Source organism: Actinomadura sp. HBU206391 (genome assembly GCF_014323665.1).
In the GTDB taxonomy this organism is placed as follows: domain Bacteria; phylum Actinomycetota; class Actinomycetes; order Streptosporangiales; family Streptosporangiaceae; genus Actinomadura_C.
In genome coordinates this window covers 10983-32233 of the sequence record NZ_JABVEB010000021.1, presented here as the reverse complement: position 1 = coordinate 32233, position 21251 = coordinate 10983, and the positions used below count along the sequence as shown (strand labels likewise).

The 21251-nt window shown below is 69.2% G+C and carries 18 protein-coding genes; 10 read left to right on the top strand and 8 right to left on the bottom strand.

Features of this window, described 5'->3' with window-relative positions; translation table 11 throughout:
• Nucleotides 1-37: 37 nt before the first annotated feature.
• Nucleotides 38-1228: a DNA polymerase IV gene (gene dinB / locus HKK72_RS10735; protein WP_222720567.1), complete on the bottom strand. Its 1191-nt coding sequence runs from the start codon at nt 1226-1228 to the stop codon at nt 38-40.
• 116 nt (nt 1229-1344) lie between these two features.
• Between dinB and HKK72_RS10730 the strand changes: the two genes are divergently transcribed.
• The 8 genes from HKK72_RS10730 (at nt 1345) to HKK72_RS10695 (ending at nt 10817) form a co-directional block, all read left to right on the top strand.
• Nucleotides 1345-1542 carry a hypothetical protein gene (locus tag HKK72_RS10730; RefSeq protein WP_187234154.1) on the top strand — a complete coding sequence of 66 codons (198 nt, stop codon included), beginning with the start codon at nt 1345-1347 and terminating at the stop codon, nt 1540-1542.
• Nucleotides 1543-1926: 384 nt separating this feature from the next.
• Entirely contained in the window at nt 1927-4011 is a 2085-nt protein-coding gene (locus HKK72_RS10725; RefSeq protein ID WP_187234153.1) for a sugar ABC transporter permease, read from the top strand.
• A gap of 463 nt (nt 4012-4474) precedes the next feature.
• Nucleotides 4475-4816 (top strand): PadR family transcriptional regulator, encoded by a 342-nt coding sequence (locus HKK72_RS10720; protein WP_187234152.1) that lies wholly within the window; start codon nt 4475-4477, stop codon nt 4814-4816.
• Nucleotides 4813-5574: a hypothetical protein gene (locus HKK72_RS10715; protein ID WP_187234151.1), complete on the top strand. Its 762-nt coding sequence runs from the start codon at nt 4813-4815 to the stop codon at nt 5572-5574. The genes HKK72_RS10720 and HKK72_RS10715 overlap by 4 nt, the downstream gene beginning before the upstream one ends.
• A 217-nt stretch (nt 5575-5791) precedes the next feature.
• Nucleotides 5792-7639, top strand: coding sequence for a glycosyl hydrolase family 28-related protein (locus HKK72_RS10710; protein WP_187234150.1), 1848 nt, complete (start codon nt 5792-5794; stop codon nt 7637-7639).
• A gap of 219 nt (nt 7640-7858) precedes the next feature.
• Nucleotides 7859-8245: an aminoglycoside phosphotransferase family protein gene (locus HKK72_RS10705; protein WP_410050293.1), complete on the top strand. Its 387-nt coding sequence runs from the start codon at nt 7859-7861 to the stop codon at nt 8243-8245.
• Between the two features lie 152 nt (nt 8246-8397).
• A complete protein-coding gene (locus HKK72_RS10700) occupies nt 8398-9051 on the top strand; it encodes a hypothetical protein (protein WP_187234148.1) in 654 nt (217 codons plus the stop codon).
• 338 nt (nt 9052-9389) lie between these two features.
• Complete coding sequence (locus HKK72_RS10695; RefSeq protein ID WP_187234147.1) at nt 9390-10817, top strand: HNH endonuclease signature motif containing protein; 1428 nt, start codon at nt 9390-9392, stop codon at nt 10815-10817.
• A gap of 23 nt (nt 10818-10840) precedes the next feature.
• Here the strand turns inward: HKK72_RS10695 and HKK72_RS10690 are convergent, their stop codons facing one another.
• The 5 genes from HKK72_RS10690 to HKK72_RS10670 are packed head-to-tail and all read right to left on the bottom strand — an operon-like array spanning nt 10841 to nt 15917.
• Nucleotides 10841-11794: a carbohydrate kinase family protein gene (locus HKK72_RS10690; RefSeq protein ID WP_187234146.1), complete on the bottom strand. Its 954-nt coding sequence runs from the start codon at nt 11792-11794 to the stop codon at nt 10841-10843.
• A gap of 5 nt (nt 11795-11799) precedes the next feature.
• Entirely contained in the window at nt 11800-12798 is a 999-nt protein-coding gene (locus tag HKK72_RS10685; protein WP_187234145.1) for an SIS domain-containing protein, read from the bottom strand.
• A gap of 4 nt (nt 12799-12802) precedes the next feature.
• Nucleotides 12803-13657, bottom strand: coding sequence for a carbohydrate ABC transporter permease (locus HKK72_RS10680; protein WP_187234144.1), 855 nt, complete (start codon nt 13655-13657; stop codon nt 12803-12805).
• Entirely contained in the window at nt 13654-14598 is a 945-nt protein-coding gene (locus tag HKK72_RS10675; RefSeq protein ID WP_187234143.1) for a carbohydrate ABC transporter permease, read from the bottom strand. Before HKK72_RS10675 ends, HKK72_RS10680 begins: the two co-directional genes overlap by 4 nt.
• Before the next feature lie 2 nt (nt 14599-14600).
• Nucleotides 14601-15917: an extracellular solute-binding protein gene (locus HKK72_RS10670; RefSeq protein WP_187234142.1), complete on the bottom strand. Its 1317-nt coding sequence runs from the start codon at nt 15915-15917 to the stop codon at nt 14601-14603.
• Between the two features lie 87 nt (nt 15918-16004).
• Between HKK72_RS10670 and HKK72_RS10665 the strand changes: the two genes are divergently transcribed.
• Nucleotides 16005-17228 (top strand): ROK family transcriptional regulator, encoded by a 1224-nt coding sequence (locus HKK72_RS10665; RefSeq protein ID WP_187234141.1) that lies wholly within the window; start codon nt 16005-16007, stop codon nt 17226-17228.
• Nucleotides 17229-17240: 12 nt separating this feature from the next.
• Here the strand turns inward: HKK72_RS10665 and HKK72_RS10660 are convergent, their stop codons facing one another.
• Nucleotides 17241-17669, bottom strand: coding sequence for a MarR family winged helix-turn-helix transcriptional regulator (locus tag HKK72_RS10660; protein ID WP_187234140.1), 429 nt, complete (start codon nt 17667-17669; stop codon nt 17241-17243).
• Between the two features lie 137 nt (nt 17670-17806).
• Here HKK72_RS10660 and HKK72_RS10655 point away from each other — a divergent pair, with 137 nt between their 5' ends.
• On the top strand, nt 17807-18244 hold the full coding sequence (locus HKK72_RS10655; RefSeq protein ID WP_187234139.1) for a DUF6069 family protein: 438 nt from the start codon (nt 17807-17809) through the stop codon (nt 18242-18244).
• Nucleotides 18245-18312: 68 nt separating this feature from the next.
• Here the strand turns inward: HKK72_RS10655 and HKK72_RS10650 are convergent, their stop codons facing one another.
• Nucleotides 18313-21135, bottom strand: a complete 2823-nt coding sequence (locus HKK72_RS10650; protein ID WP_187234138.1) for a glycosyl hydrolase 2 galactose-binding domain-containing protein — start codon at nt 21133-21135, stop codon at nt 18313-18315.
• Nucleotides 21136-21251: the final 116 nt, after the last annotated feature.

Here is a 21251-nt window from a genome sequence, read left to right as displayed (position 1 = left end):
TCACGATCACCGGCCCTCTCGGTTCAGTCGGGCAGGTTCAGTCGGGCAGGAGCGGCACCGAGATTCCCTGGTCGCGGCCGAGCAGCACGGCACGGGTGACGGCGGTCGATCCGAACCGGTCGCGCATGTCGTCGAGCGCGGTGTCGAGCGCGCCGTTCGCGGCGTGGTCGAACGGCAACGCGAGTTGAACGGTGCGGTCGTCATGCAGCTCGCCGAGGGTGATCCCGATCAGCGTGATGCCCCGGCTCTCGATCAGCGGCAGTGCCGTCGCGAGCAGCCGTCTCGCGGTGTCGAGGATCGGCGGCGTCTCGGCGGTGGCCTGGGGCAACGTACGCGACCGCGTCGCCCGCGAGAAATCGTCGAAGCGCAGCCGCAGCGTGACAGTGCGGCAGAGCCGCCCGGCCGCCCGCAGCCTGCGGCCGAGGCGGTCGACCAGCCCGACCACGATGGCGGCCAGGTCCTCGGGCGATCTGCCGCGGCGGCCGAGCGCCCGCTGTGCCCCCATCGAGCGCCGCCGCACTCCGGTGCGCACCGGGCGGGGGTCGCGGTTGTGCGCCAGGGCATGCAGGTGCCGGCCCGACGCCTGGCCGAGCATCGAGATCAGCGTGCTCTCGGGCAGCCGCGCCACCTCGCCGACCGTGGTGATCCCACGGTTCCTGAGCCTGTCGGCGGTGACCGGACCGACGCCCCACAGCCGCCGGACGGGGAGCGGGTGCAGAAACTCCAGTTCGCCGTCCGGTGGCACGACCAGCAGCCCGTCGGGCTTGGCGACGCCACTGGCCACCTTGGCCAGGAACTTGGTGCGCGCCACTCCGACGGTGATGGGCAGCCCGATCTCGGTGAGGACCTCGCGCCGTAACCGGGTGGCGATGTCGATGGGCGACCCCGAGATCCTGCGCAGCCCGCCCACATCGAGAAACGCCTCGTCGATCGAGAGCCCTTCGACCAGCGGTGTCGTGTCCTTGAACACGGTGAACACGGCCTTGCTCGCCTCGGCATAGGCCGACATCCGGGGCTCGACCACGATCACGTGCGGGCACAACCGCCGGGCCTGGCCGCCGCTCATCGCGGTGCGGACTCCGTACGCCCTGGCCTCGTAGCTGGCCGCGAGCACCACCCCAGACCCGACGATCACAGGCCGGGCCCGCAACCGGGGGTCGTCACGTTGCTCGACCGATGCGTAGAACGCGTCCAGGTCGGCGTGCAGGATCGTGGCCTCGTTCGACACGAACATATGTTCGCATGGGCCGCCCAGGACGCGCGAGACCCACAGAGCACCTCGCCGTGTGTTTGATCAGTATTTGTCGGGGCATCTTGGGGCAAGAAATCAGGGAGGTTACTCGAATGAGAATCGGATCGGTCGTCGTTGCGCTGTGGCTGATCATCGGCTTGGTGGCAGCCGGCCAGCGCGATTATTTGAACGGCAAGGTCGAGGACTGCAACGCGCTCGCGACCATCACGGTGACCATCTTGGCCGGTCCCCTCAACTACGTCGGGATGAACCCGAAGATCTCCTGCGAGGCGCCCGAACCCAGCAAGTGACGACTCGCCACGGCCGGGTCGATTGCGCGGTGGTGACATCGCCACGACTCCACCCGCAGCGTAATTCCAGGAGTTGATCAATAGAATGATCAACTCCTGGAATAGGTGCCAAATGAGAGAACCGTACGGGGCGCCCACCTCTTTTTCGCGGCCGAAATTGTCGATGTGACAGGTACCGTGTCAGGCGCGCCGCATCGGTATGTTCGTATCCACCAGTTCCCTCATCCCTGGACTCCGTGGCCAGACGGTCCAAGGCGTCGAGCGGGCGGGCCTGCCCGCTGAGCGAAGGCATCCGGGCGTGCGGCATGTCGCCGCCCATTGTGCGGGGCCCGGGGAGTCGCCATCATGCCGGATGAACCCTTGTCCTTGGCCACGGAGCCCCACATGACCTCTCCTCCTCCCGTACGCCGACCGCCCCTCCCGGCCGCGCGCGCAGGTGATCCTCAGCGCGGTGTGATGGGCCTGCTGCTGGTGGCGCCCGCAGTCATCGCCGCACTCGTCTCGCTGGCCGTCCCCAGCCTGCAGACGATCTGGACGAGCCTCCGGCAGGCCAGCCCCCTGCGCGGCTCGGAGAGGTTCGTGGGCCTGGAGAACTACGGTGACGTGCTGGGTTCAGGCGGGTTCTGGCGGGCGCTCGGGTTCTCGTTCTCGCTGGCGGTCATCCCGCTGTTCGTGGCCGTCGCGGTCGCCCCGGTGCTCGCCGTGGCCCTCGACGGCGCCGGACCGTGGCCGCGCCGCGTCGGGCGGGTTCTGCTGTCGGTTCCCCTTGTGGTCTTCTCACCGGTCGCGATCGCCGTCGCCTGGATGCGCGCGCAGAGACCCGGCAGCCCCGGGAGCGGTGTCGCCGGCCTGGTGGGAACGATCACCGATCCGGACGAGGCGCGGCTGGCCGTCCCGCTGATGATCGGGGCGGCCACGTTCGGAGCGGTGCTCGGGCTCGCCCTGATCGTGTTTCTGGCCGCACTGCGTGGACGCGCGGAGGGACGATCCGTCGCTCCGGCCATGCTCGCGGTCGGGGCGATCACTGTGCTGGCGGCACTTGCGGTGAGCCTGCAGGCCTTCTCGTTCTCGACGCTCATCAGGACGCGCAACTCGTCGACGGTCAGCAGCCTCTGGTACCAAGATGCCTTTCTGGCCTTCCGGTTCGGGCCCGCCGCGGCGACCCAGACGATCGTCGGACTGATCCTCGGGCTCCTCGGCGTCACCGCCACGGTCATCGTGATCAAGGCTCGTCTGCGCATCCGGCTCATGCCGTCCGCGCAGGCACCGAAGGCATGGCCCGCGCCGCAGCAGGGTCCGCCCGCGCCGCAGCAGGGTCCGCCCGCAGCGCAAGCCTCCCCACCGGGGCGGTTCCCACCACAGGCGGGAGGTCTCGGCGCGAAGGAACGTGCGGCCACGCCCGGCGGCATGGTCGTCGGCGTCCTGGCGCTGCTGGTCGTGGTGACCATTGCCGTGGTCGGCATGTGGCCGTGGCTCTCGGCCGTATTCGCATCGACGCCCGAAGGGTCGGGCCCCAGGCTGTTGCTCCCGACGCCGACCTGGCGGATCCATCTGAACACCTGGTTGCCGCCTGTCCTGGGTGCCGCGGTCTCGGTGGGCATCGCGTTTCTCGCGGCGCTCGGGATCGGTGGGCTCCGCCCTATGGGCCGCCGCAGTGAATGGCTGCTGCTGCCTTTCGCACCCTGGCTCTTCGTCGGTGTGGGACCGCTGGCGGTCGCCGACTACGTGAACGCCAGGGACCTCGGCCTGGTCGGCGACTTCGCCGCGCTCTTCCCACCGATCCTCATCAGCGTTCCGGCTCTGGTCATCCTCACGCTCTTCTGCCGGGGTCACTCGGCGAAGTGGCGGGCACTCTCGGCGAGCGGCGCGCCACCGGCCCTGTCATTCCTGCGCGTGGTCGTGGTGCCCGCGCTTCCGCTGGCCGGTCTTCTCGCGGGCGCGGTGGCGCTCGTCGGCGCACAGGGCCTCCTGTGGCCGCTCCTGATGGGCTCCGAATCCGAGCAGTGGACCGCGCCCGTCGCTCTGGTGAGTCGGGCGGCCGTCTATGCCGCGATGGGTCCTTCGGTCGGCTCCACCACGCCGCTCGTCGCGGTGATCCTGGCGTTGATCGTGCTGGCCGTACTGCAGATTCTGTATCTCGACCGGCTGGCCATCCTCGCCGGCCGACCCGACGAGATCGAGGAAGACCCGCACAAGGTCGCGCCGCCGCAGCACTGGGCTCCCATGCCGCCGCATGGACCGGTCGCCGGACCAATGGCGGGACCTTCCGGACCAGGCCCTTGGCCACCACCGCCCGGCGGAGTCGCCGGGCCATCCGGACCACCGCCCGGACCACCGCCCTGGCAGCGGGGGCCGGTTCCAGGGCCACCCGAAGCCGCACCTCGGGGAGCGCCGGGCCCGCAGCCGGGGCCGGGCCGGCAGGACGCGGACCCACCCCTCGAACCCGATGGTGACGACGATAGGCCGTGATGCGGGCGAGCGACGTAATCGTCCGGTCACAGACCTGGTCTCGTGTCCTGGCCGGGCGCGGCGGATACTGGGGCAATGGACGATCACGCGCCGGTGAACTGCCCGTACGGCCATGAACTCGGGCCCGAGTGGACGCTGGTGGGGTGGTCGCCATGCCAGTGCCCGCCGGCGCTGACCAACCATCGCGGGCACCGGACCTATCAATGCCTGAGGTGCCGTGAGTCGGACCGCACCAGCGTGTGTTACCGGCCTTATCACGTTCCCGAGCCGGGCGCGGTGATCCGCTGGCCCTGACGGGGGTCGCGAGGCGGTTCGAGAATGCCCGGTTGCTCCTGGGCATGCCGCTCTCCGAACGAACACGCCCGGCAGGTGCTCACCTGACTGCTGGACGATCCCATTCGCTAGCGCACACGGCACAGCCACCTAGATTGCATTCCTATCTAGTATGTGATCTCATCTAGGTATGGCGACAGACAGGCGGGCCAGCTGGCTCAAGGGAGTGCTCGATCTGCTGGTGCTCTCCTGCCTGACCGAGGGCGAGAGCTACGGATACGAGATCGCAAAGCGGCTCGACAGTGCGGGCCTGGGCCTGATCAAAGGCGGCACGCTCTACCCGGTGCTCAACAGGCTGGAGGAAGCGGGCCTGGTCGAGGCGGAGTTCCGGGCGGCCGAGCGCGGTCCGGGACGGCGCTACTACCGGCTCACGACCGACGGTCGGCGTGACCTCGGCGAGCAGGGCGGGGCATGGCTGGACTTCCATCACACGGTGAAAGAGCTGCTGGGCACGAGGGAGGGCAAGACATGACGAACGCCGACGCGTACTTCGAAGAGCTCACCGCGCTGCTGCGGGAGCAGCGGATGCCGCACGAGCGGATCGAGACGCTGGTACGGGAACTGAAGGCGTACGCCGAAGAGGCCGGGAGCGAGGCGCACGAGGAGTTCGGCCCGCCCGAGGTGCTGGCGGCGCAGCTCACCGAGCGGGATCGCGCGGGCTCGGCCGGTGCTCTGGAGGAGCCCGGGAGCGAGGCCGAGACCTGGGTGTGGACGGCGGACGCCCTCAAGGAGGAGCGGCTGCTCAACCATTTCGGCGACCAGGGCTGGGAGGTCGAACGGCTCGACCGGGCCGGCCGCTTCGTGTGCCGCCGTGACGCGCGGCAGCCGATGCGATGGGAGTACCGCCGCGAGAGGGTCGGCCGAGGTGATCGCGCACGGCTCTCCGAGCGGCTCGCGCCTGAGGGGTGGGAGCCGTGCGGCGTGTGGGTGTGGTTCGCCTACTACAAGCGCCCCGAGGCGGTCGGCGCGGGGCCGGCGGCCCGGCTGGCCGAGCCGCCCGCGGCTCCGCGCGAACGGGTCTACATCGCGAAGTGGGTGTACGCGTGGATCGCGGCCTGGCCGGTCGTCGCTTCGGTCCTGATCTGGCAGGGGTTGCGCGGCCTGGACAGCCTGTCAGGCGTGGCCGGGGCACTCGTCGGGTTGCTGCTCTGCGTGCTCGCGGGAGCGGGCCTGTCGCTGTGGTGGAGGCGGTCTGGCGGAGCGGCCTCGAAGGAGTCTCCTCGGCGGTGATCGCCCTTGGCCGGTGGCCGGTCGCCTCTCATGGTTCGCAAAAGCTCGTACAGATGGCGCAAGAATCTGAGGTAGTGCCGCAGTAGACCGGCAAGAATGCGAAATTCTCTGCCGAGAACATCTTGTCGAGCGGGTGCGGGGGCCTTACTGTCACCTCACCCGCACGTGTCCGCTCGCCTCGAGCGTCTGAGATGTCCCCGAGAGAAACGAGCATTCGATGTCACGGAGCATCACAGGAGCCGAAGCGAGACGGTCCGGCAGGTCGGCGCGCTGGGGCCGCGGTGGCGGTCTCGGCGGTCACGGCGGCGGCACGGCCATGGCCGACGTGAGAGCGCACGGCGGACCGGCACCTGTGGTGACGCGTGCCGCTCTCGATCCCTCGCTCGTCGCGGGCCGGGGCGCCGATGTCGACTTCGCGGAGCAAGAGGCGGAGAACGTCCCGACGAACGGCACGGTCATCGGCCCGGATCGCACCGCGTACACGTTGCCGGCGGAGGCGTCCGGCCGTAAGGCGGTCAAACTGACGCCGGGACAGCATGTCGAGTTCACGCTGCCGAGCGCGGCCAATGCGATCACCGTGCGCTACAGCATCCCGGACGCTCCGAACGGCGGCGGCATCACCGCGCCGCTCGACGTCACGGTGAACGGCGGGCACCGGACCACCATGAAGCTCACATCGCAGTACGCGTGGCTGTACAACCAGTATCCGTTCACGAACGACCCGAACGCCGGTCTGCTGCACCCCGACTGGTGGATCACCGAGTGCTCCTGCGTGCCCAACGCGACGACACCGCCCCCGACGATCAGCAAGCCGTTCCGGCCGAACCACTTCTACGACGAACAGCGCCTGCTGCTCGGCCGCAAGTACCGCGCGGGTGACAGGGTGCGGCTGACGGTTCCCGCCGGGAGCAACGCGGCGTGGACGGTCGTCGATCTGCTCGACTCGGAACTCGTCGGCGCGCCGCACGTCAGGCTCGTCGCGGCGAACGTGCTGGTGTTCGGCGCCGACCCGACCGGCCGGCGCGAGTCCGCCGGCGCGTTCGACAAGGCGATCGCCTACGCCAAGCGCAAGCACCTCAAGGTCTACATCCCGCCGGGTGTCTACCAGGTGAACCGACACATCATCGTCGACGACGTGACGATCGAGGGCGCCGGAAACTGGTACACGATCATCAAGGGCCGCGAGGTCGCCCTCAGCCCGCCAGCGCCCGACGGCTCGGTCGTGTCGAACAACTTCGTACGCAACACCGGTGACGACGGCCTAGCCATGTGGTCGGAGAAGACCGCCAACGCCGGCAACACGTTCCACCACAACACCGTGCAGACGCCGACCCTCGCGAACGGCATCGCCATCTACGGCGGCACGGACAACACCGTCTCGAACAACCTCATCGCCGACCCGATCCGGGAGGGCAGCGGCCTCCACGTCGGGGCCCGTTTCGGCGCCGAGGCGTTCACCGGTCATCTGTGGATCAAGAACAACACCACGGTCCGGGCCGGCACGTACGAGCTGAACTGGAACATCGGTCTGGGAGGCATCTGGTTCTACGCGCTCGACAAGAACATCGACGCGGACATCCAGGTGGTGGGGGATCACTACCTCGACAACACCTACAACGCGATCATGCTGGTCAGCGACTGGCCGGTGAAGGACCTGTACTCGATCACCAACGTCCACTTCAAGGACATCAGGGTCGACGGCACGGGCACCTCGGTGGTCAGCGCTCGCGTGGCCGGGGCAGCGTCCTTCGAGAACGTCGATGCTCGCAACGTCGGCGCGGTCGGCGTCAACAACTGCGGGTCGTTCGACTTCCCGTCCACCGGCTCGGAGTTCTCGCTCACGGATCTCGGCGGCAACGACGGAGGCGGCACGACCGGGCCCTGGCTCGCCGCCTGGGAGCTGCCGAACACCATCACCTGCGACGACCGCCCACCGGTCGTCGCACCTTCGGCACCGTCCCCGTGGTGGTGGACCCGTGGTGATGGACCCGTGGTGATGGACCCCGTGGTGACGGCCGCCCCCAGGCGCTCGCCGACTATCGTGCGGGCGTGTGATCAGCGATGAGCCGGCTCGTAACGTCGTGGGCGTTTGGGGCGACGACGGCGTCCGATGGCTCGCGGACCTGCCGTCCATCCTGCGGGACCTGGTCCGCGATTGGGATCTCACGGTCGGTGCGCCCTACGAACTGCCCTGGCGCTGGTCGAGGCGTTCGACGACTACGTGACCGTCCACGGGGAGGCCGGGCCGCTGCCGCTCGACCTCGTCGTTCGCGCCGGCGGGTTGATGCGCGAGCTGTGCGCGTCGGCCACCGAACGGGTCGTCCTGCACGGCGACCTGCACCACGACAACATCCTGCGCGCGACGCGCGAGCCGTGGCTGGCCATCGATCCGCACGGCATCGTCGGCGATCCCGGCTACGAGGTCGGCGCGCTGCTGTTCAATCCGGATCCAGACGACCGCGACGAGTCGTTGACCGCGTTGGTCCCGCAGCGGGTCGAGCAGCTCGCGGACGGGCTGGCGATGCCGGTCGACCGCGTCGTGGCATGGGGATTCGTCAAGGCGGTCACGTCCGATGTGTGGTCGGCCGAGGGCTGGTCGCCCGTCGCGGACCGGTCTCCGATCAGCCGCGCCCTCGATGTCGCCCGCTTGTTGCTTCCGCGGCTGCCGTAGCCGTAATCCCGCTCCCGCACGCCCACGAACTCCGCTTTACGGTGACCGGTAAATCTCCGATTTTCGAGTGCGAGGCCGATACCGATAGCATCCGGCAGACCTTTTCGGCGAGGTGTGTTCGTTCTCTGAACCATTCCTGGGAGACCGTACTGATGAAGCGCATGCTGCTGCTCGTCTCGGCTGTGACCACACCTCTGCTGGTCGGCGGATGTTCTGGCGCGGACACGCCCGCTGCGAAGGCGACCACCGGGAAACCGAATGTGGAGGGGTCCGCATCACCATCGGCCTTCGCAGGGCGGCAACTCGCAACGAACGACCTGGTCGTGACGGTGCCGGCCGGTTGGAAGAAGGTCGATCCCACCACCGATTCCTCGGACGTCGTGGCCCAGGCGTACGGGACCAAGGAGGGCCCGGCCGCCGACCTGTCAAAAGAACTGCTGAAGATGCTGAAGGGAAAGGGCGCGGTCTGGGCGATCGATCCGACCAGCGCTTCTGGGGCGTTCGCCACCCATTTGACGGGTGCCTGCGATTCCGGCGGGATGATGGGCAGCTCACTCGAGGCCTTGCGGAGAACGGCGCAGGCCTTGCACAAGGGGGCACAGATCGCCGACATCACGGTCAGCGGGAAGCCCGCGCTCCGGATCGCCTACACCGAGACCGCTACGCTCACCGGCCGGACCAGCGAGACGATCGAAGTCCGGGTGCCGGTGTCGGACGACAAGTATTGCTATGTGAACCTCAACGCCAAGCCGGGTCGGCTTGCCGGGGTCGCCGACCCGATCATCAAATCGTTCGCGCTGCGTTAGCGCCGTGGCGGCCTCGAGCCGGGGCGCCATGCCGAAGCCTCGCGGTCACGCTCGTGATGGTCGGCGCCCGACGCAACCCGCCTGACCGTCCGGACCCATGGATCCGAGGTCGCCACGTCGTTTCGTACGGCCCGTAGGCGCCGGGTGGCGAGGGCGTGGAAATGCGTTATATATGCCCAATTTACGCTCTTATTGGGACCGGAGAATTGGATCTCCGGCACTGAGAATGGCATTTTTCTCGGCTACTTCCGCTTACATTTGGGCCGTCATTCGATACCATGTTCGAAGACTTGCTTATCCTTGCCTATCGAGGAATGCGCGGAGGGAGGTGTCCCCGGATGCCAGGTGCCAAGGTCGAGGAGTTGCCGGATCTTTCGGGGATGCTTCCTGGTCCGCGGCTGGCAGGTGAGCTGGCTGAGTTGCCGGTGGGTGGGTTGGATGAGCATGGTGTGGTCGAGGTGATGCGGGCGGCTCGGCGGTTGGCCTCGTGGGCGGAGTCGTTGGAGCTGTCGGCGATTGCGGAGTTGGATCGGCGTCGGTCGGTGCAGGCCGACCGGTGTGGGGCGTGGACGGTGGAGATGAGCCGGGCGCTGTGTGATGAGGTCTCTGCGGCGTTGACGTTGTCGGGCACCGCCGCCGCAATCCAGCTGGGAATGGCCGCCATGCTGGAAGGGCCGCTGCTGGAGACCGGCCGGGCGCTGGTGGAAGGCCGCATCGACGGTGACAAGGCGCGGGTGATCTGCGACGGGATCCTTGGGATCGGCCACGACATCGGTCGTAGAGTCGAGAGTCTCGTGCTGCCCGACGCGCCCCGGCTGACCGCTCGGCAACTGGCAGTGCGGGTCCGTAAGGCGGTCATCGAGGCCGACCCGGAAGGTTATGAGCGGCGTCGTAAGGCGGCTGAGAAGGGCCGCCGGGTGGAGTCCTACAGCAATCCCGACGGCACCGTGGATCTGGCCGCCCGTGATCTGCCCGCCGAGGACGCCGAGGCCGCCTACAACTACCTCAACGCGCTGGCGAGCTCGATCAAGGCCGACGGGGACGAACGGCCCATGGACGCCATCCGTGCCGACCTGGTCTTAGAACTCCTGCGCGGCAAACACCCCGCAGACCTGTTCCCCCCACCCACCCACCCCCAACAGCACCCGCCATCACCCGCAGCACCCACCCCCACACCCGAGGACTCCGCGGCTGGGGCCCGCGCTTCCCGGCGTGGCACCGGCCGGTCTGGCGGCACGCGACGTACCGATCCCCGAAGGTCAACCGACGGCGGCACCGGAGACGAAGAGGCCGCCGCGATCACCCAGACGGCCCGCGATCGGCTGACCGCGCTACTCGACCAGATCGGTGACCGAGGCGGCCCCGCTGAAAGACGGCTGCTGGTCACCGAAGCGGGCCGCCGGATGACAGAGGCGCTCTCACCGCTCAAGGTCCGCTGGTGCGCTCTGGCGGTCGACACCGGGGGCCACCCCGTCCACGGACATCACGGCTACCGGCCACCTGCCGGAATGCGCCGCCTCATCCAGGCCAGAGACCGCACCTGCGCCTTCCCCACCTGCAACCGCCGCGCCACCGAATGCGACCTGGACCATACGATTCCGCATCACAAAGGCGGGCCGACGTGCCCATGTAACCTCGCCGCATTGTGCCGCGGCCACCACTTACTGAAACAGCACCCCGACTGGACCCTGATCCAAATATGGCCCGGCGCACTGCTGTGGATCACACCCACCGGACACTGGTACCTCATCGGCCCCGAGCCCTGACCGGTAGACGAGGGGGCGAGGGCTCATAGCCGTGGATCGAGCTCTTGGCGGCTCGGATACCGGTCGTGCGAGGGACGGGCGACGACCGTCGAGGCGACGGCGACGCCGAGGCGCAGTGCGTCGTTCATGTGCCCGCTCTCGGCGAGCGCGGTGATCAGCCCGGCGGCGAAGCTGTCCCCGGCGCCAGTGGTGTCGAGCGGCGTGGTCGCCGGTGCGGAGACGGCGAGTAGGCCGCCGCCCGGCAGGTGGGCGATGGCCCCTCGCTCACCGAGCTTGACGATGACGCGGCCTCCGCTCATCTCCGCCAGGGCCGCGGCCGCTGCGGCGGCGTCGGGCTCGCCGGTGAGCGCGAGGGCCTCGGGTTCGTTCGGCAGGAACAGGTCGACCAGCGGGAGCAGGTCGTGGATCTCCCGCACCCCCGAGGTACGCCAGTCATCGGGGTCCCACCCGGTGTCGAGCAGCGTCGTGGCTCCGTTGCCCCGTGCCCGCACGAGCAGATCGCGGGTGCCGTCGCCGCGCATCCCCGGCAGCGAGAAGTAGCCGGTGAGCAGCACGAAATCGGCTTCGGTCGCGTCCGCGGGCAGCGCGTCGGCGCTCCACGAATCGAGTACGCCATGGGCGGTGAGGAACGCGCGCTCCTGTCGCGGCGCCTCCAGCGCGATGGAGATCCCGGTCGCGGTGCCGGGCACGATCCGGACGCCGGAGTCCAGGCCGAGCCTCCGCAGCTCCCGCAGGACCCAACGCCCGGCGTAGTCGTCTCCGAGAGAGCCGAACAACCGGTGCGGGGTCGCCAGGGCGGCCAGGGCGAGGGAGACGTTCCCGGCGGCCCCGGCGGGGCGGACGTCGATGCGATCGATGATCGTGTCGCCGCCGGCGGGCGGCAGCGCCGTGACGGGGGCGGCGAGGACGTCGAGCTGGATGTTGCCGATGACGTGTATCGATGGCACGCGGCCCTGGGCCGTCGTCTCGTCGGTCATGGGCGCTACGCCGACTCGAGTTTGGTGTCGTGCTGGCGATGCCGGAAGCCGTCCACGCGCAGCCCGCGGCGGGAGGCCACCGACCAGCCGAGCAGCTGGATCGGCAGGATCTCGAGCACCGCCCGTGCCAGCGGAGACCGTACGCGGGGGAGGCGCACGACGGTGAGGCCAGCGGTGTCCCGTACGTCCTCACGAGTCGTGATCAGGATCGTCGGGCATCCGAGCGCGCGGACGTCCTGCGCCAGCTTGACCTCGCGGCCGCCTCCGATGATGAGACAGGCCGTCTGGGCGTCGAGGGGTTCCATCGGCCCGTGCAGATAGTTGCGGGTCTCGTGCGCGGCGGTGTGCAGGTGCGCGGACTCGCGCAGCAGCAGTGCGCCCTCTCCCGCGGCGGCGTTGCCGCTGCCCGAGGCGACCACGTCGACGATGCGCGCCGCATCGAGGACGGAGGCCGGCGCGTCCACGACCGCGCCGAAGTCGTCGAGCACCCGCTGGGCGAGATCGGGCAGCGCGGACCAGTCGCCGTCGCCGCCGTGGCCGCTCCAACGCTCGCCGATGAGGCCCAGCGCCTGCAGGGTGGCGGTGTACCCGGTGGTGTAGACGGCACTGTCCGGGCCGCTGCCGAGGTGGACGGACCCGTCGGTGACCTCGGTGAGCGGGGAGCCGGGCTCGTTGGTGAGGGCCACCGTGGTCCGGCCCGACACCGCTTCCATGGCCTTGACCGTCTCGGCGCTGCGGCCGGATTCGCTGATGGCCACGTACACGTCGGCGCTGAGGTCGGCGGCGGCGAGCATCTCGGACGCCGGCAGCGGGAACGCGCGCAGCCCGGCAGCGCGCCAGGCGGGTGCCGCCCCATGGGCGGCGTACTCGCTGGCGCCGATCCCGACCAGGGCGATGACCTGCCCGGGCCGGGGCACTGCGAGCCGGTCGAGCGCGGCGGTCACGGTCTCGCGGCTGCGCGCGAGGACGTCGGGCTGGGCGGCGATCCCGTCGGGGAAATGCAAAGCGTCAACCTTTCACGGAGCCGGCGGTCAGCCCGCCGACGAGGAAGCGCTGGAAGGCGAGGGCCAGCAGCACCGGGGGCAGCGCGGCGAGTACGCCGCCGGCGGCGACGAGGCCGAAGTCGGAGGAGAACTTGCCGGTGAACTCGGCGATGGCCACGGGGATGGTCTTGGAGTTGGTCGTGGAGGTGAAGATCAGCGAGTAGAGGAACTCGTCCCAGGCGAGCAGGAATCCGAAGATCGCGGTGGCGAAGATCCCGGGCCGGGCCAAGGGCAGCACGACCCGTACGAGCGCGCCGAGGCGCGAGCAGCCGTCGACGCGGGCGGCCTCCTCGAGCTCGGCCGGCAGGGACAGGAAGAAGTTGCTCATCGTCCACAGGCAGAACGGCGTGACGATCGAGCAGTACGTGATGATGAGGCCGATCTTGGTGTCGAGCAGGCCGAGGTTGGACAGGGCGAGATAGAGAGGGATCACCAGCGCGATCGGCGGGAGCATGTAGATCGCGAGAAACGACATCAGGGTGGTGCGCCGGAACGGGAACCGCAGCCGGGCGAAGGCGTACCCGCCGAGACAGCCGAGCACCAGAGAGATGATCGTCGTCGAGCCGGCGACGATGAGGCTGTTGAGCATCGCGACGCGGAAGTTGCCGGCGACGTTGTCGCCTCCGGACGCGGACGTGAAGATCTCCCGGTAGCGCTCCAGCGTGGGTCGCTCCGGAAGCCAGTGCACATGGGAGCCGATCAGCTCGGTCGGCGAGGAGACGCTGGAGATGACCAGCCAGGCGAACGGGGCCAGGATGACCACGGCCATGAGGACGGCCATCGCGTACATGAAGGCGAGGTAGCGTCTGCCGGGCGTCATTTCACACCTGCCATGGCGCCTTGGCGCAGGATGCGCAGGTACATCATCGCCAGCGCGAACACCGCCAGGGCGATCAGGTACGCCAGCGCGGAGCCGTAACCGAACAGTTGGTTCGAGAACGCCTGCTGGTAGGTGTAGAAGGCGACCGTCTGGGTGCCCGAGGCGGGCCCGCCGCCGGTCATGACGTAGATGATGTCGAACACCTTGAAGGCCTCGATCGTGCGCAGGATGAGCACGACGGCGATGCTCGGCCGCAGCAGCGGCAGGGTGACCCGCAGGAACGACCGGACGGGTCCGGCGCCGTCCATGCGCGCCGCCTCGTAGAGGTCGTGCGGGATGGTCTGCAGGCCGGCGAGGACGAAGAAGGCGACGACGGAGGTGTTCTTCCACACGTCAGCGATGATCACCATGTTCAGAGCGAGGAACGGCGAGCCCAGCCACTGGTGGTTGGCGTCGGTGATGTGCAGGGCCGACAGCAGCCCGTTGAGCGCGCCGTACTGACCGTTGTAGATCCACCGCCACAGCGCGCCGTCGACGATCGTCGGCAGGGCCCACGGCAGCACGACCAGGCTGCGCCACAGCCAGCGGGCCTTGAGCGGAGCGTTGAGCACCATCGCGACCCCGATGCCCAGGGTCAGTTCCAGCGCGGTCGACACGAGCGTGAAGTAGGCGGTGTGCCACAGCACGGTGTAGAACGACGGGTCGCCGAAGACCTTCGTGTAGTTGCGCAGGCCGACGAACGGATAGCTCCCGGGCATGGCACTGGTCACGTCGAACAACGACACGACGAGCGTGCGCACGGCGGGATAGAGCACGACGCCGAACACCACGAGCGCGGCCGGCAGGAGGAGCGCGACCGCGAAGCGGACCTCGCCGCGTCCGGCCCTGCTCGGCGTCGGACGGCGGAATCGCGGCCGGGTCTTCGTCGTGGTGGTGGCCATGGCTAGGGGAGGCCGCCGGCCCTGCCGGCGGCGTCGTCGAGCGCCTTCTGGGGCGTCTTCTGGCCGAGCAGTGCCTTCTGGATCTCCGCCTGCAGCACCTGCGAGACGGCGTTGTAGTTCTTCACCTGAGGGCGGGCGATGAGCTCCTTGAGCTGCTTCTTGGCCTGTGGCACGACGTCGGGGCTGGCCTCGACGACCTGCGGCTCGTCGTAGGAGGCCGACCATACGGGCAGAGAGCTCCGTGCGAATCGGTCCTGCACCGGCTGACTGGTCAGGTAGGAGATGTACTTCCACGCGGCGGCCTGCTGCTTGCTGCCCGCGCCGACGGCCAGCGCCATGCTGCCGTTCACGCCCGGGCGGCCGCCGCCAGGGCCAGAGGGCGTCTGCAGCACCTTCACCTGGCCGGCGACCTTGCTCTGCTTCGGGTCGTCGGCCTGCGCGTCCATGTACGTCCAGTTCAGCGCGAGGCTGGCCTGGCCGGCCGAGAAGATCCGCCGGACGTCCTCTTCGAGCGACTGGGTCGACACGGGGTTGGACAGCCCGTCCACGATCGACTTGCGCATGAACTCCAGTGCCTGCACGCCTCCGCCGGTGTTGAACGCGAAGTGCCCCGACGCGTCGAGGAACCTGCCGCCGAAGGCGCCGAGCAGCTGGGCGTAGTCGCAGACCAGCGCCTCGGCCTGCTGCCACGACCAGACGAGCGGGTACTTCGTCACCCGGGCATCCTTGATCGCCTTGGCGGCGCGCAGCACACCGTCCCAGGTGTCGAGTTCGCCCGCCTCGACCTTCGCCCGCCGCGTGTGCTGCTCGTTGTAGAAGAGGTACTTCGTGTCGAGGATCCAGGGCACACCGTAGAAGTGGGAGCCGTACTGGGGGACAGCCACCGCACCGCCGACCATCTGCTGCTTCCACGCCGCGGGCCAGCGGGCGGTGACGTCGGCGATGATGCGCTTCGAGCTGAACTCCGCCGGCCAGATCACGTCGATGAGGACGACGTCGTAGGTGCCGGCCGGCGCCGCGGCGACGATCTTGTCATGCAGCGCCTCGTACGACACGAACTCGGTCTTCACGGTGACGCCGGGGTTGGCCGACTGGAAGCCCGAGGTCATCTTCGTGATGTCGTCCTCGGAGTAGCCGGCCTGCTTCATGAACAGGGCCCGGATCGTTCCCTTGCCGCTGCCCTGCGCGCCGGTCGATCCGCTGCCGCCCCCACCGACGCCGCATGCGGCCAGGAACGTGGACAGCCCCACGCCGCTCGCCGCGCCGAGGAAGGCTCGACGCGGTAGCCCTGTGGCGTTCGATGAGGTGTCTCGCTCCATCTGCTGGCTCCCGTTAATTAAGCAGATTGCTTTATTATTTGTAGTAGGTTACCGCCTGTTGGTGGTCGAGACGCCGCAGGAGGTTCGTTGAGCAGGGCGTTTGCCGGGATGTCCGGTGTTTCCGTGGTCTTGCGGCATCTGCTGGCAGCCTCGACACCCCAGAGCCGTCCGGAGGTTGCCGCGGCCTGCAATGTGTCGCGCCCCACCGTGTTCAGTGCGATCGCACGGCTCGAGGATCTTGGTTTTGTCGCTCGTACCGGTCAGCGCAGCGGCGTTCCAGGGCGCTCCGCGGCTCTGTACGAGGTGCCGGCCGGCGCCGGCCGGGTCGCCGGGATCGACATCGGCGGGGTCAACCTCCGGGTGGAGGTCTGCGACGTGCGCGGCGAGCGGCTGGCCGGGGCGCGACGCCTCACCGTACCCGAGGGCGGGGCGAGCGTGGTGCGCCAGGCCGGCGACCTGCTGGCCGAGACCCTCGCCGAGGCCGACACCCGCACCGCCGCCGCTGCCACTGTCACCGACGCGGACGCGGACACGGAGATCGACGCCGGCTCGTCACCCCTGCTCGCCGTCGGTGTCTCGGTGCCGGGCATCGTCGACACCGCCAGCGGCCTCGTGGAGTTCGCGTGGAATGTCGGACAGGGCGAGCCCTATGACTTCCAGTCGGGCCTGGCATCGGCCATCAACGCTCCGGTCCTGCTGGAGAACAATGTGAACCTCGCCGCGATCGGCGAGCAGTGGCGGGGCGCCGCGCAGGCACTGAACACCTTCGTCGTCATCGCGGTCGGCGCGGGTGTGGGCGCCGGCATCGTCCACAACGGGGCGCTGCTGCGCGGTGCGCACGGAGCCGCGGGCGAGGTCGCGTTCTTCCCCTTCGACGGCGTACGGCGCCGAGGGTCGTCGGCACCCGACCATGCCGGAGCCGTGGCCCTGCTGCGGCAGGCCCAGGCGCGCTCCGGCTGGCGCGGCGGGCCACCAGATGACGTCGCCGAACTCTTCGACCGGGCGGCCGAGGGCGAGGAGCCGGCCCTCGCCGTCGTCGAGGACGAGTGCCGCCGCGTCGGCCACATCATCGCGGCCGTGTGCGTCGTCATCGACCCCGAGGCGGTGATCCTCACCGGCGGCGTCGGCGGCAACGACCTGCTGATCGAACGTGCGTCGGACTTCGCCGCCCAGGTGGCTCCGGTGCCGCCGCCCGTCGTGCGATCCCGCTTCGGAGAACGCGCGAGCCTGGTCGGCGCCGTCGCCATGGCCGTACGGCACGCGCAGGACGGGCTCCTCACCCGGCTCGAGACGCTCGAGGCGCAGGCGTAGTCAGGCCCCGCTTCAGTCGACGGAGTCGGCCTGGACCTGGGCGAGCAGGTCGCGCAGGCGCAGTCGATCGTCGCCCGGCAGATTGAAGAGCTCGATCGCCGTCGCGTGGCTGCGGGAGCGCAGCGCCGCCCGCTTGCGCTCACCGGCCTCGGTGAGCACCAGATGCTTGACCCGCCGATCGGTCGGGTCGGGTTGACGGGTGACCAGGCCGCGGCGCTCGAGTCCGTCGACGATGCCGGTCACGTTCGAAGCGTCGCAGGCCAGCCACTCCGCAAGCTCGCGCATCGGGGCCGGTGAGCGCAGATTGGCCAGTGCCAGGGCCTGGGCGGGCGGCAGGTCCAGCTCGGCCGCCGTCGCGTTGAACCCCGCTCGCAGCCGCCCCGCCACCTGGAAGACCAGGTCGGTCAGATCGGCCACGACCGGATCGGCCTCCGCGCTCATGCCTCAGATCATACGCGGCCCCTTCATCACCTCGAATGTTGAGGACCTCAAGCAGAATGTTGAGAACCTCAATCATCTATGGTTATGCTGCCAGAGAAGTTGAGTATCTCAATAGTGAAGCGACTCAAGGAGTAGACATGGCGACTCAGACGGAGAGCGTTCGGGGCCTGCCTGCCGGGGTCCGCCGGCGCGACCGCGCGATCGGGACCGCCGGGGCGTTGGCGGCGGCCGTGGCGGTCTGGGCGGTGGGGGAGCCCGTGCTCGGGTACGACCTGGTCGTCGAGCAGCCCGGTCAGAAGCCCAATGATCTCGGCATGGGCGCGATCGCGTTCGTCACCCTGGCCGCCTCGCTCCTGGGGTGGGCGCTGCTCGCGGGACTGGAGCGGGTGACCGCCCGTGCCGGCCAGGTCTGGACGGTCATCGCGCTCGTCGTCCTGGTGGCCTCGTTCGTCCCGTTGATCGGAGTGGAGGCGAGCGGCGGCACCAAGGCCGTGCTCGCGCTCACACACGTCGCCGTCGGCGTGGTCCTCATCCCGGTGTTCCGGCGGACGACGGCGGCGGGCCCGACTCGCTGATCGTCAAAGCCGCGACAGTCGGCACAGGGGCATTCCGAGCCCCCTGCCGGCCCGGACCCGCGGCCGGTTCAGTCGCCGACGGGCACGGTCGCGTCGCGTACGTTGCGGCCGGTGATGCTGACGACGGGCGGTGCCCCGCGCAGGTCCGAGGCCCGGTAGCGGGCCGTCAGCGTCTGGCTCTGACCGGGCCAGAGGGTGACGTTGTTGTCGGTCCAGACGATCGGCAGCACCTGGTCGTCGCCTCCGCGGCGACGGCCGTCGGCGGTGCCACGGCGTACGTCCGCCCTGGTGAAGACCGCGGGCACGCCCCGGCCGCCGGTTTCGCGGGCGGCATTGCGGATCGTCACCGTGGTGACGGCTTCGTCCCCCTCACGCCGCGTCGAGGCGGACACCCGTACGGCCGCGGGGGCCAGGTTCCGCAGGCCGGTCAGGTCGGCGTAGCCCCCAGGTGCGAACACCGCACCACTGCCCTTGCCCAGCGTCTCGGACCAGTCGACGGCGTCCGGCTTCGTGGACAGCCAGTAGACGTTCCGGCTGACCGTCTTGTCGTCGCGGGTCAGCGTCAGCTCAAGGAAGTACGTGCGGGAGATCCCGGCCGGGACCGCAGGGGTCAGGACGGTGCGCACGTCCTGGCTCGCCAGGTCGGGTACGCGCGAACGGTCGGTCCTCTTCACCGTCCCGTTCAGATCGATGAAGCGCGCCGAGGCGGTCAGGCCCTTCTGGCTCTCGCCGGTCAGGTTGGCCACCTTGATCGAGCCGCCCGCGTAGTCGTACATGATGTGCACGGGTTCGCCGGCCTTGAGTGCGCCGAAGTAGACGCCCGGCTGATCGAAGTCGTAGTTGTACAGATTCCAGTGCAACGACGGCCATGCCTTGTTCGCCATCCAGTAGATGACGCCGGTGCTCGGGTTCGCCGGGTCCTTGGAGTGGCCGATGTACGCCTCGAACTGCGCACGAGTGGTCTCGTAGCCGCTCATCTGGGCGATCTTCTGGTACGAGGCCATGTCGGACCAGCCGCCGTAGCGGTTCCACATCGGGGTGTTGTACTGCCCCATCCGTGCCGTCTTCGTGTAGCTGTTGTAGGTGGGATAGACGTGGAAGAGGTCCGGTCCGCTGTCGGGCCCCTTGGCGGTGCTCGGGTCCCAGATCTTCCGCTGTTCGGCCGGGGGCAGGAACCGGTCGAGGGAGTCCTGCGTCGGCACCGTGTTCCCCGCGCTGGTCTCGGTGCCGTAGCCCCATGCGCTGCCGGCGTTGGTGAAGGTCTCGTCAGTGCCCGCGGTCTCGGGGCCGTTCGCCCACCAGTAGCCGGGCGGCACATAGTTGTACGGGCCCTCCTTCGCACCGGAGATTCCCAGTCGCGGCGAGGACTTGTACTCCGCCGCGGCGACCTGGGGCGTCTGCCAGTCCGCCGCGTCGAACGCGGACAGGTAGATCGGTTCCTTCGCGGCATCGGGTGCCTCGTCGCTGCCGTGGAAGAACGTGAAGACGCTGGGATGGTTGCGCAACCACTGAGCGACCCGCGAGGCCTGGTTGCCGGCGTTGGTCTTCAGCGCCTCGGACCAGGTGCTAGAGGGGGTCTCCCACTTGTCGCAGCACTGCCAGCCGGCCATCGCCAGGATTCCCGCGCGGTCCATCTCGGCGAACATGTCGTCCGGCGGAAGGTTGCCCTCGAAGCGCAGGGTGTTCAGGCCGAGGTTCTTGACGTACGAGAGCTGGTCGCGGATGTTCCGCGGCGAGTAGCGCATGAACATGTCAGGCGACCAGCCGCCGCCGCGGATGACCAGCGGCACGCCGTTGATGAAGAACTGGCGGTTGCCGTGCGGGGTATGGGTCTTTCCAGGGACGACCGGGGTCAGGCGTGAGGTGACCGTGCGGATTCCGAAGTCCTGCGTGAAGCGGTCGGAGACCTCGCCGCCGACCCGGACGTTCGCGTCGAGGTGGTAGAGCGGCTGCCCGCCGAGCTGGTACGGCCACCAGACCGCCGGGCGGACGAGTCGCAGCTGCGGATGGTCGGCGGGCGTCAGGGTCACCCTACGGGTCGACTTCGCGGGGACCGTCACCGCCGTCGTCAGGGCGATGCGCGTGGGTCCACGAGTGATCGTCTGGGTGAGCTCGGCGCGCTGTGCGGAGGCCGTGTCGTTGCGCAGGTCGGCTTTGAGCGTGAGGTCGGAGGTCCCGAGGTCCTTGGCGTTGCGCTGGTTGACGTGCACGTTCCGCAGGGAGACCTGCCCGGCCTGGGCCAGCTGCGGCGGGAATCGCAGACCGGTGTTGTGGTCGGGTGCCGGCGGGTTCCAGTCCAGCTGGCTGTCGGTCAGTTGCGTCTTCGGGTCGTTCTTGGCGACGTCGAGCGCGATGGCGTTCGCGCCGTCGCGTACGTACGGGGTGATGTCGTACTCGAGCCGCGAGTAGGCGCCCTGGAGCTGAGCGCGATCGGCGACCTTGGTGCCGTTGACCCAGAGGTCCGCGGTGCCCAGCACCCCGTTCATGATCAGGAAAGTGCGGCCCTCTTTACGCGGATTCACATCCAGTTGCAGGCGATACCACCAGTTGACGGCGAACTGTTCGGTCGGCACCGTCTTGAGGTGGTCGGAGTAGAAGATATTGGGGTAGCGCCCGTTCTCGAGCAGACCCGCCATCACCGTTTCCGGCTGCTTGATCGACAGCCAGCCCGTGGGCGAGTAGTCCGGCCGGGAGATCCGGGCTCCGGACGTGCCGGCCACGGCGGAGGACTGGATCTTCCAGCCGGTGGTCAGCTCCGAGAGCCCTGTGCCCGGCGCCGTGGCGGTTGCCGACGCGGCGCCTGCCGGCGATGTCCGGGGCATGCTGCACGACGTGACCGCAGCGGCGAGCACCACGCCGACCACGAGCGAGACTAACGGTGACCTGGTCATACGTCACCGTAACAAGACGTGACGGGTGCTGAAGAGAGCCGGGCCGGAGGGCGAAGCCCACGGACCGGCAGGGGTAGGGAATTCGCTGCCGTCACGATCACGCTCACCCGCCGCGG

Excerpts from the sequence above, each read along its gene's own strand:
- HKK72_RS10720 (WP_187234152.1), top strand. The coding sequence starts at position 4,475 with ATGGCGACAGACAGGCGGGCCAGCTGGCTCAAGGGAGTGCTCGATCTG.
- HKK72_RS10710 (WP_187234150.1), top strand. The coding sequence starts at position 5,792 with ATGTCACGGAGCATCACAGGAGCCGAAGCGAGACGGTCCGGCAGGTCG.
- HKK72_RS10675 (WP_187234143.1), bottom strand. The coding sequence starts at position 14,598 with ATGGCCACCACCACGACGAAGACCCGGCCGCGATTCCGCCGTCCGACG.
- HKK72_RS10705 (WP_410050293.1), top strand. The coding sequence starts at position 7,859 with ATGCGCGAGCTGTGCGCGTCGGCCACCGAACGGGTCGTCCTGCACGGC.
- HKK72_RS10695 (WP_187234147.1), top strand. The coding sequence starts at position 9,390 with ATGCCAGGTGCCAAGGTCGAGGAGTTGCCGGATCTTTCGGGGATGCTT.
- HKK72_RS10655 (WP_187234139.1), top strand. The coding sequence starts at position 17,807 with ATGGCGACTCAGACGGAGAGCGTTCGGGGCCTGCCTGCCGGGGTCCGC.
- HKK72_RS10670 (WP_187234142.1), bottom strand. The coding sequence starts at position 15,917 with ATGGAGCGAGACACCTCATCGAACGCCACAGGGCTACCGCGTCGAGCC.
- HKK72_RS10690 (WP_187234146.1), bottom strand. The coding sequence starts at position 11,794 with ATGACCGACGAGACGACGGCCCAGGGCCGCGTGCCATCGATACACGTC.
- HKK72_RS10680 (WP_187234144.1), bottom strand. The coding sequence starts at position 13,657 with ATGACGCCCGGCAGACGCTACCTCGCCTTCATGTACGCGATGGCCGTC.
- HKK72_RS10700 (WP_187234148.1), top strand. The coding sequence starts at position 8,398 with ATGAAGCGCATGCTGCTGCTCGTCTCGGCTGTGACCACACCTCTGCTG.
- HKK72_RS10660 (WP_187234140.1), bottom strand. The coding sequence starts at position 17,669 with ATGAGCGCGGAGGCCGATCCGGTCGTGGCCGATCTGACCGACCTGGTC.
- HKK72_RS10725 (WP_187234153.1), top strand. The coding sequence starts at position 1,927 with ATGACCTCTCCTCCTCCCGTACGCCGACCGCCCCTCCCGGCCGCGCGC.
- HKK72_RS10730 (WP_187234154.1), top strand. The coding sequence starts at position 1,345 with ATGAGAATCGGATCGGTCGTCGTTGCGCTGTGGCTGATCATCGGCTTG.
- HKK72_RS10650 (WP_187234138.1), bottom strand. The coding sequence starts at position 21,135 with ATGACCAGGTCACCGTTAGTCTCGCTCGTGGTCGGCGTGGTGCTCGCC.
- HKK72_RS10715 (WP_187234151.1), top strand. The coding sequence starts at position 4,813 with ATGACGAACGCCGACGCGTACTTCGAAGAGCTCACCGCGCTGCTGCGG.